The following is a 10,427-nucleotide window of genomic DNA, read 5'->3' on the forward strand; positions in this document are numbered from 1 at the left end:
CGGAATCCCGGGTGCGGCGAGCTGCAGCAGCTTCTGGCCGAGCGAGTTGGACCAGCCGGCCGGCCGGATCCGCTCGACGAACGCCGCGACCTCGGCGGACAGTTCGGGATCGCCGAGCACCGCCGCCGGCCAGGCCGCCACCGCGGCCTCGAACTCCTCGTCATGGTCGGTCCACGAGGTGCGCAGCTTGGCTTCCTTGGCCGCCTTGTCCAGGTACTCCGCCAGCCGGTCAGCGCCGATCGGCCAGGCGCCGACCAGCGTCTGCCAGGCCAGCAGGTTCAGCGCCGGCTCGGGCAACCCCCGGCGATCCGACCAGCGCCGGACCAGGCCTGCCCACTCCCCCGGCAGTTCGGACAGCACGGCCAGCCGCGCCCGCACATCCTCCGACCGCTTGGTGTCGTGCGTGGACAGCGTGGTCATGCTGGCCGGCCAGTGCTCCGCGCGGGCCGCCGCCGCCGCGTGGAACTCCGCCACCGGAACCCCGAACCGGTCCGGCGCACCGCCGACCTCGTTGAGTGCCACGAACCGGGTGTAGCGGTAGAAGGCGGTGTCCTCGGTGCCCTTGGCCACCACCATCCCGGAGGTCTGCTGGATCCGCCGGGCCAGCTCACCCTCCGGGTTGGCCCGCACTTCTTTGTCCACAGTGGATAGAGCGTCGTTGAGATCGGGCCGGGCCGCGAGCGCCGCCGCCATGGCCTCGGTCCAGTGCTCCGCACCGTCCGGCAGATACGACCGGTACACCGGAAACGCGACCAGCAGCTCCGCGATCGCCGCCTCGGCCTGGTCCACCGGCACCAGCGCGGCGATCCGGCGCACCTCCGCGGCCAGCGCGGTGCGGGTGATCATCAGCCGGCTGTCCCGCCGCACCGTGGCGAAGTCGTCCCGAAGGCCGGACTCCTCGGCCAGTTCGGTGACCGGTCCCTCGGCCGCCGGATCCACGAACACCCCGCACACCTCGCGCAGCGCGTCGTAGCCGGTGGTTCCGCCGACCGGCCAGCGCCCCGGCAACGCCTCGTCCGGCTCCAGGATCTTCTCCACCACCACCCAGCAGCCCGCCGCCTCGTGCAGCATCCGCAGGTAGCCGGCCGGGTCGGTGAGCCCGTCCGGATGATCGACCCGCAGCCCGGTCACCTCGCCGGCGCGCACCCAGCGCACCGGCTCGGCGTGCGTGGCCTCGAACACCTCGGGATCCTCCACCCGCACGGCGGCCAGCGTGGTGATGTCGAAGAACCGCCGGTAGGTCAGCTCGGCGTTGCCGCGCCGCCAGGACACCAGCCGGTAGTGCTGCTCCTCCGGCGTGTGGGTGCCGGGCGCGAGCGGAAACTCGTGCTCGTAGTAGGCCAGCCGGCCGTCCCGCACCGTCAGCTCCGGGTCCGGCTCCTCGCCGAGCACCGGCAGCAGCAACGGTCCGCGGCTCCAGTCGATGTCGAAGTACTTGGCGTAGCGCGACTGCGGCCCGTGCGTGAGCACGTCCCACCACCACCGGTTGGCCGCCGGCATCGCCACCGACATGTGGTTCGGCACGATGTCCACGACGAGCCCGAGCCCGGCCGCGCGGGTCGCGGCCACCAGCCGCAGCCGGGCCGGTTCGCCGCCGAGCTCCGGGTTGGTCCGGGTCGGGTCCACCACGTCGTAGCCGTGCGTCGAGCCGGGCGCGGCGGCCAGCAGCGGCGAGGTGTAGACCGCGCCGACCCCCAGCCGGTCCAGATAGCCGACCAGCTCGGCGGCGGCGTCGAGGTCGAACCCGGCGTGCAGCTGCAACCGGTAGGTGGAACTGGGAGCTGTCACTCGCCGTCCTTCACTCGACGCAGCACCACCAGCGAGCGGGCCGTGACGGGCAGCGTCTGCCCGGCACCGACCCGGCGGGTGTCGGCCGGCAGGTCCCCGTCGATCACCGCACGCTGGGCCGTGTCCAACACCACCGCCCATTCGGTGCCGTAGCTGGCATCGGGGACGACCATCTCCATGTCCTCGTCATGCGCGGAGAAGAACATCAGGAACGAGTCGTCCACCACCTGCTCGCCGCGCTTGTCCCGGTCCGGGATGCCCTCGCCGTTGAGGAACACGACGACGGCCCGGCCGAACTCGGACTCCCAGTCCTGTTCGGACATCTCCTCGCCGTTCGGTGCGAACCAGGCGATGTCCCGCAGCTCCTCGCCCTTGCGGATCGGCCGACCGGCGAAGAACCGGCGCCGGCGGAACACCGGATGGTTGCGGCGCAAGGAGGTCACCGCGGCGGTGAACTCGACCAGGTCGTCGTTCTCCTCCAGCAGCGACCAGTCCACCCAGGAGATCTCGTTGTCCTGGCAGTAGGCGTTGTTGTTCCCGCCCTGGGTGCGGCCCAGTTCGTCGCCGTGCAGCAGCATCGGCACACCCTGGGACAGCAGCAGGGTCGCGATCATGTTGCGCCGCTGCCGGGCGCGCAGCGTGTTGACCTTCTCGTCGTCGGTCGGCCCCTCGGCGCCACAGTTCCAGGACCGGTTGTCGTTGTGCCCGTCGTTGTTGTCCTCGCCGTTGGCCTCGTTGTGCTTGTCGTTGTAGGACACCAGATCGTTGAGGGTGAAGCCGTCGTGCGCGGTGACGAAGTTGATCGACGCGTAGGGCCGCCGCCCGTCGTCCTGGTACAGGTCGGACGAGCCGGTGATGCGGGAGGCGAACTCGCCGAGCGTCTCCGGGCTGCCGCGCCAGAAGTCGCGCACCGTGTCCCGGTACTTGCCGTTCCACTCCGTCCACAAGGGCGGGAAGTTGCCCACCTGGTAGCCACCCGGGCCGACATCCCAGGGCTCGGCGATCAGCTTCACCTGACTGATCACCGGATCCTGCTGGATGATGTCGAAGAACGCCGACAGCCGGTCCACGTCGTAGAACTCCCGGGCCAGGGTGGCGGCCAGGTCGAACCGGAACCCGTCCACGTGCATCTCGCTGACCCAGTACCGCAGCGAGTCCATGATCAGCTGCAGGGTGTGCGGGTTGCGGGCGTTGAGCGAGTTCCCGGTGCCGGTGTAGTCCATGTAGTAGGACTTGTCGTCGTCCACCAGCCGGTAGTAGGCCTCGTTGTCGATGCCGCGCATGGACAGCGTCGGCCCCAGGTGGTTGCCCTCGGCGGTGTGGTTGTAGACCACGTCGAGGATCACCTCGATGTTCGCCTCGTGCAGGGTCCGGACCATGGCCTTGAACTCCTGCACCTGGTTGCCCCTGCCGCGCATCGAGGTGTACGAGTCGTGCGGGGCGAAGTAGGCGATCGTGTTGTAGCCCCAGTAGTTGCGCAGACCCCGCTGGACCAGGCCGTGGTCGTGGAGGAACTGGTGCACCGGCATCAGCTCGACGGCGGTGATGCCGAGCCGGGTGAAGTAGTCGATCATCACCGGGTGCGCCAGGCCGGAGTAGGTGCCGCGCTGCTGCGGAGGGATCTCCGGGTGCAGCTTGGTCAGCCCGCGCACATGTGCCTCGTAGATCACACTTTCGTTGTACGGCGTGTTCGGCGGCCGGTCGGTCGCCCAGTCGAAGAACGGGTTGACCACGACACCGAAGGCGGTGTGCTGCGCGGAGTCGGCGTCGTTGCGTTCGTCGGGCGCGTCGAAGCGGTAGCCGAAGACCGACTCGTCCCAGTCCACCTCGCCGCCGATCGCCTTGGCATAGGGATCGAGCAGCAGCTTGTTCGGGTTGCAGCGCTGGCCGTTGGCCGGGTCGTACGGCCCGTGCACCCGGTAGCCGTACCACTGGCCGGGGCCGATCCCGGCCAGGTAGCCGTGATGAACGAAGCCGTCCACCTCGGGCAGCCTGATCCGGGTCTCCATGCCGTCGCTGTCGAACAGGCACAGTTCGACGAAATCGGCCACCTCCGAGAACACCGCGAAGTTGGTGCCGGCGCCGTCATAGGTGGCACCGAGCGGGTAGGGGGTACCGGGCCAAGGCCGCACGCGCGCTCCTTCAGATCCGCAAGGGGGTGATGCAATGTCACGGTAGAGCGTGTGGGCGCGCTCGGCTGAGTGCGGCGACGGCCCGCAGCACCGCCGGGTGCTCCAGCAACTCCTCGACCGTGACCGGAAGGGGAATCCGCCAGTTCGGGTACTCGTCCACGGTGCCGGGCAGGTTCGGCTGCCTCGGCTCGCCGAGCGCGTCCTGGGGCGAGGTCAGCAGCAGCGTGCTCGACGCGGTGGCGAGCAGCGCGTGCAGCGCGACGACCAGATCCGCCTCGGTCGTCGCTGTGCCGTCCGGCAGCAGGCCGTGCGCGTCCAACGCCGCGACCAGCTCGGCCCGCTCGGCGGCGGCCCGCTGGTACTCCGCGTCCGGGTCACCGAGCAGGCCCAGCTCGGCCCGCACCCGGACGTGCTCGGCGCGCAGGAACCCGGCCGCCGTGGGCAGGTCGTGGGTGGAGATGCTGGCCATGGCGGCCGCCGGCCACCGGCGCGGCGGCAGCAGCGGCTCGCCCGGCGCGGTCTTGTCCCGCTGGAACCACAGCACCGCCGAGCTGAGCATGCCGTGCTCGTGCAGCGTGCTGGTCACCTCGTCCGGCACGGTGCCGAGGTCCTCGCCGACCACGACGGCGCCGGCCCGGTGCGCCTCCAACGCCAGAATGCCCAGCAGCGCCCCGGCGTCGTAGCGCACGTAGGTGCCCTGGTGTGCCGGGAAGCCGGGCGGGATCCACCACAGCCGCCACAACCCGGCGACATGGTCGACCCGGATCCCGTCGGCGTGCGCCAGCACCGCCCGGATGACGTCCCGGTAGGGGCGGTAGCCGGTGGCCGCCAGCCGGTCCGGCCGCCACGGCGGCAGGTTCCAGTCCTGGCCGTTCTGGCTGAAAGCGTCGGGTGGCGCGCCGACCGTCACCTCGGAGGCCAGCACGTCCTGCAGCGCCCAACCGTCGGCGCCGGCCGGGTCCACGCCCACCGGGAGGTCGTGCACGATCCCGATCGGCATGCCGGCGGCGTGCGCCGCCGCCCGGGCTGCGTCGAGCTGCTCGCCGCACAGCGACTGCACCCAAGCGTGGAAGCCCACCCGGTCGGCCAACTCGGCGCGCGCCTGCGCCACCTGGCCGCCGCCGGGATGCCGCAGCCCCTCCGGCCACTTACGCCAGTCCGGCCCGTGCCGCTCGGCCAGCGCGCAGAACGTGGCGAAGTCCCGCAGTTCGGGTTCGAGCCCATCCACCGCGACCTGCCCAGTCCACATCCCCTCCAGCGCGGCCAGCTTGGCGGCCCACACCGCGTCATAGTCGATCAGCTCGGCCTGTCGAACCGGTTCGACACCCGGCACCCGCAGGTAGAGCGGGTTGGCGAAGCGGCGGCTGGACGGCGAGTAGGGCGAGCGCTGGATCGGATGGCTGGGCGTGATCGCCTGGACCGGGTTGACCAGCACCACCCCCGCTCCCAGCGCCGCCGACCCGGTGACCAGCGCACGCAGGTCCTCGAGATCACCGATGCCCTGGGAGCCGGCCGAGTGCAGCGCGTAGAGCTGCAGCTGCCAGCCCCAGGCGGGCGGCACCGCCGGCAACCGGGGCGGCGTGACGACCAGCGTGACCTCGCGACCGTCGGTGGCCAGCGTGTGCCAGCCCAGCGGCAGGTCGGCCGGCAGCCGGCCCGACACGGCGACCGCCGCGCCGTCCTCGGTGATCACCTCACCGGAACCGCCGATGTCCGGCCCCTCGCCCTGCCTGACGATCAGCGAGTCGGGCACCCCGGGCCGGGGCGCGCGGGCATCGGCCAGCGCGGCTCGCACCGCGGCCGGGCTGCCGGCATCCACTCCAAGTTCAGCGAGAACCGCGACCACGACATCGTCGGACACCGCGATGCGGCGGCGTTCGGTGTCCTCGTACCAGGTGGCGACTCCGTGCGCGCTCGCCAGCGCACCCAGCTCTTCATCCATTCAGCGGGAGCTTAGTGCGACGCGGCGCGTGGCCCGGGCATGGGCAGGCGCAGCCCATCCCGGGCGGTGAGCAACGCGAGCCGAGCCTGGTCCGGATCGGCCGCGTCGAGCCGCAGCCGGGCGTCCCGCACCGCGTCCACCGCCGCGGCCACCCGGCAGGTGTCCCCCACGGCCGCGGTCCAGGCGAGCGCACACCGCAGCGTGTCGTCGCATCGGTGCATGGCCTGCACGTCCGGCACGGCGGTCGCGGACAGTTCGGCGAGCACGCTGTCCACCGCGGTACGCAGATATCGCCCCGGGACGGGCGCGGGCCGGTGCATGCCCGGCTCCCGCCGCCGGGCCAGCGGCGGTGTGGCCCGCAGCTCCGTCTTGACGTCAATGGTCCGCTGTTGTTGCTTCGACCCCACGACCTACTCCTCCCGCACCGCATCCGGCGCTCAGCAGGCCCAGCCGGTCCCGCAGTTGACCTTGTTCCCCGATCGGCCCGGACACAAACCATTGCATCGGCGAAACTAACCAGTCGAGGGACCGGGTTTGGCGGCGTGCCCATACTACGAGGTCATCGGCGCCAGCAACATGCTGCCGCGTGCTAATTTCGCCTTACGAGTGGTATGCCCTTTGGGTTAACTGCGCTCCGCATCCGGACCCCTCCCGTTCCTCCGCCAACCGGGCGACGCGCGGCGTGGTGCATCCCGCACCCGGAGTCAACGCGGACTCGCTCTCAAGCGAAGTGTGATCACCCGTGGTCTCCTGTGTTCAGCACAGGAGGTGAGTGGGGTGTCCATACTGGCCGACGCCAACCTGCGGCTCGACGCCAACGCGGTCGACTTCGCGCTGCTGGCCTGCTATTTCCTGCTTGTTCTGGGCATCGGCTATGCCGCGCGGCGCCGGGTCTCGACGAGCCTGGACTTCTTCCTGTCCGGCCGGTCGCTGCCGGCCTGGGTCACCGGCCTCGCGTTCATCGCCGCGAACCTCGGCGCGATCGAGGTCATGGGCATGTCCGCCAATGGCGCCCAGTACGGCATCCCGACCGCACACTATTTCTGGATCGGTGCGGTTCCCGCGATGCTGTTCCTCGGCATCGTGATGATGCCGTTCTACTACGGCTCCAAGGTGCGCAGCGTTCCCGAGTTCATGCTGCGCCGGTTCGGCAAACCCGCGCATCTGGTCAACGCGATCTCCTTCGGCACGGCTCAGATCCTCATCGCCGGCATCAACCTGTTCCTGCTCGCCAGCGTGATCGACCTGCTGCTCGGTTGGCCGATCTGGCTGTCGGTGATCGTCTCGGCCGCGATCGTGCTGACCTACACCGCGCTCGGCGGGCTGTCCGCCGCGATCTACAACGAAGTGCTGCAGTTCTTCGTCATCGTCGCCGCGCTGCTGCCGCTGACCATCGTCGGCCTGTACAAGGTGGGTGGCTGGGAAGGCCTGGTGGACAAGGTGTCCAACGGGCCGGGCGGCGAGGCGCAGGTGCACCTGTGGCCGGGCAACCAGCTCACCGGGTTCGAGAGCAACCTGGCGTCCGTGCTCGGCCTGGTCTTCGGCCTGGGCTTCGTCCTGTCCTTCGGCTACTGGACAACGAACTTCGTCGAGGTGCAGCGCGCGATGGCGGCCAAGAGCATGTCCGCCGCCCGGCGCACCCCGATCATCGGCTCGTTCCCCAAGATCTTCATCCCGTTCATCGTGATCATCCCCGGCATGATCGCGGGGGTGTCGGTGACCGAGTTGATGGGAGAGAACAAGGAGGCCCTGCTGGCCGAGCAGGCGGCGCCGAGCGGGGCGACGTTCAACGACGCGCTGTTGCTGCTCATCCGGGACCTGTTGCCCAACGGGATGCTCGGTATCGCGATCGCCGGCCTGCTGGCCTCGTTCATGGCCGGCATGGCGGCGAACCTGAGCTCGTTCAACACGGTGTTCACCTACGACATCTGGCAGGACTACCTGGTCCGGGACCGCGACGACGGCTACTACCTGAGGTTCGGCCGGCTCGTCACGGCCGGGGCCACGGTGCTGGCGATCGGCACCGCGTTCATCGCGTCCAGCTACGCCAACCTGATGGACTACCTGCAACAGCTGTTCTCGTTCTTCAACGCGCCGCTGTTCGCCACGTTCATCCTCGGCATGTTCTGGCGGCGGATGACCGCCACGGCCGGGTGGGTCGGTCTGGTCAGCGGCATCGTGACCGCGGTGACGGTGTTCGTGCTGTCGGAGTCCGGCGTGTGGACGCTGCCCGGCCAGGGTGCCGCGTTCGTCGGGGCCGGCGCGGCCTTCGTCGTCGACATCGTGGTCAGCGTCGGCGTCTCCTATGCCACCGCACCGAAGCCGGACAGCGAACTGGCCGGACTGGTGTGGTCGCTGACGCCCAAGAAGGACCGCCAGCACACGACCACCGGCGCGGACGCCGGCTGGTACCGCAACCCTGCTCTGTTGGCCGGGATCGCGCTCGTGCTCACGATCATCATGAACATCATCTTCGCCTAGGAGCGGATCATGGCTCTCCGACTGCGGGTGTTCGACATCCGGCTGATCATCGCCCTGCTGATCGGGGTGTACGGCCTGGTGATCACCATCATGGGCCTGTGGTTCACCAGCGACGCCGACCTCGAGAAGTCCGCCGGCATCAACATCAACCTGTGGGCCGGGTTGGGCATGCTGGTTGCCTCCGCCGCGTTCCTGGTGTGGACGTGGCTGAGGCCGCTGGCGGGGCCGGACGAGTCGGCCACGGACGATGACGAGGAGTCCGCCGAGGCTAGCGCAGGGTAGCCGGGTTTTGCCTGTGGGACGCCGGGGAATCCGGGCCGCAGGTTGAGACCTGGAGGTCGTCATGGCTGTTCCCGACACGGCGGCTACCGGTGTGGTGCGCACCCTGATTCCGGCGCGGATCGACAGGTTGCCCTGGTCCAAGTTCCATACCCGCATGGTCATCGCGTTGGGGGTGGCGTGGATCCTCGACGGTCTGGAGATCACCGTCGCCAGCGCCGTGGCCGAAACCCTGACCAAGCCCGAGACGCTGAACATGTCGTCGACGGCGGTCGGCCTGCTGGCCACGATCTATCTGGCCGGCGAGGTGGTCGGCGCGCTGGTCTTCGGCAGCCTGTCGGACAAACTGGGCCGGCGGAACCTGTTCATGATCACGCTGGGGGTCTATCTGTTCGGTAGCGGGCTGACCGCGCTGACCCTCGGCAACAGCGGCTTCTGGATCTTCTTCCTGTATATGACCCGGTTCATCGCCGGTATGGGGATCGGCGGGGAGTACGCGGCGATCAACTCGGCGATCGACGAGCTGATCCCGGCGGAGTACCGCGGCCGGGTCGACATCGCCGTCAACGGCACCTACTGGGCCGGCGCGGTGATCGGCACGCTGGGTACGTTCATTCTGCTCAACGTCGTGGACCTGTCGCTGGGGTGGCGGCTGGGCTTCCTGCTCGGACCGGTGCTTGGTGTGGTGATTCTGCTGGTGCGCCGCAATCTCCCGGAAAGCCCGCGCTGGCAAGTGATGAACGGCCGGGCGGAAGCGGCCGAGGAGTCCATCACCCAGATCGAGCGCGAGGTGCGCGAGTCGGGGCAGGAACTTCCGCCGGTCGACGAAAGCAAGGCGATGGAGGTCAGGCCGGCCGACAAGATCGGCTACGTGGCTCTCACCAGAATCCTGTTCCGCGAGTATCCCCGACGTGCGATCCTCGGCGCGTCATTGATGATCAGCCAGTCGTTCCTGTACAACGCGATCTTCTTCACCTACACGCTGGTGCTGGGGAAGTTCTACGGTGTTCCGTCCGAACGGACGCCGCTGTACCTGATCGCCTTCGCCATCGGCAACCTGCTGGGGCCGCCGACCATCGGGCGCCTTTTCGACACGGTGGGGCGGCGGACCATGATCTCGGGCACGTACATGTTGTCCGGGGTCCTGCTGGCGATCAGCGCGTTCCTGTTCTACGCCGGGGTCCTGAACGCGATCACCCAGACGATCTGTTGGTGCGTGATCTTCTTCTTCGCCTCGGCCGGAGCAAGTTCGGCGTACCTGACCGTGAGCGAGATCTTCCCGCTGGAGGTTCGAGCCAAGGCGATCGCTGTTTTCTTCGCGATCGCGCAGTGCTTCGGCGCCATGGGGCCGGTGATCTACGGTGCACTGATCGGTGACGGCTCCGAGCCGTTCCTGCTGTTCCTCGGCTACCTGCTGGGCGCCATAGTCATGATCGGTGGTGGTCTGGTGGCCCGCTTCCTGGCCGTCGACGCCGAACGCCGTTCCCTGGAAGAGATCGCCGTCCCCTTGGCCTCCACTCGCCGAACCCGTACCCGCGCGGAGGGTGCCGGTTCACCGTTCTCCACGTAGCTGTATCGCTCCGGTTGGTTGCGGGTCCCTGGCGGGGTCGGGACGGTCGGGGCGGTCGCCTTTGTGTGGGTTGGGGCTGGCGTTGCGGTGCACGGCTGTGGACAGCCCCTGGGGGTGCGTGGTTGTGGGGTTGGGGGCCGGCCCACAGCCGTGCACCGGGCAGGTCTCCCGCCCTGGGCAGGGTCAGGCGCGGCTTCTTCAAAAACCAAAATCATTCATAGAAGAAAGAAAGGAT

General features: G+C 69.2%; 7 protein-coding genes. 3 read left to right on the forward strand and 4 right to left on the reverse strand.

Annotated elements, in window-relative coordinates:
- The 4 genes from treY to VFO68_RS01710 form a co-directional block, all read right to left on the reverse strand.
- On the reverse strand, positions 1-1,788 hold a 1,788-nt coding region (treY, locus tag VFO68_RS01695), incomplete at its 3' end, for a malto-oligosyltrehalose synthase (protein ID WP_325156324.1).
- Entirely contained in the window at positions 1,785-3,920 is a 2,136-nt protein-coding gene (gene glgX, locus VFO68_RS01700) for a glycogen debranching protein GlgX (protein WP_325156325.1), read from the reverse strand. The genes treY and glgX, both read right to left, overlap by 4 nt.
- 37 nt (positions 3,921-3,957) lie before the next feature.
- Positions 3,958-5,862 (reverse strand): 4-alpha-glucanotransferase, encoded by a 1,905-nt coding sequence (gene malQ / locus VFO68_RS01705; protein WP_325156326.1) that lies wholly within the window; start codon positions 5,860-5,862, stop codon positions 3,958-3,960.
- An 11-nt stretch (positions 5,863-5,873) separates the two neighbouring features.
- Entirely contained in the window at positions 5,874-6,269 is a 396-nt protein-coding gene (locus VFO68_RS01710; RefSeq protein ID WP_325156327.1) for a hypothetical protein, read from the reverse strand.
- Between the two features lie 370 nt (positions 6,270-6,639).
- On the opposite strand from VFO68_RS01710, the gene VFO68_RS01715 reads away from it, so the two are divergent.
- The 3 genes from VFO68_RS01715 (at position 6,640) to VFO68_RS01725 (ending at position 10,192) form a co-directional block, all read left to right on the forward strand.
- Complete coding sequence (locus VFO68_RS01715; RefSeq protein ID WP_325156328.1) at positions 6,640-8,343, forward strand: sodium:solute symporter family protein; 1,704 nt, start codon at positions 6,640-6,642, stop codon at positions 8,341-8,343.
- A gap of 9 nt (positions 8,344-8,352) precedes the next feature.
- Positions 8,353-8,625: a hypothetical protein gene (locus VFO68_RS01720; protein WP_325156329.1), complete on the forward strand. Its 273-nt coding sequence runs from the start codon at positions 8,353-8,355 to the stop codon at positions 8,623-8,625.
- Between the two features lie 61 nt (positions 8,626-8,686).
- Positions 8,687-10,192, forward strand: coding sequence for an MFS transporter (locus VFO68_RS01725; protein WP_325156330.1), 1,506 nt, complete (start codon positions 8,687-8,689; stop codon positions 10,190-10,192).
- Positions 10,193-10,427 lie beyond the last annotated feature (235 nt).

Origin of the sequence: Actinophytocola sp. (assembly GCF_035712165.1) — a bacterium.
Classification (GTDB): Bacteria; Actinomycetota; Actinomycetes; order Mycobacteriales; family Pseudonocardiaceae; genus DASYTH01.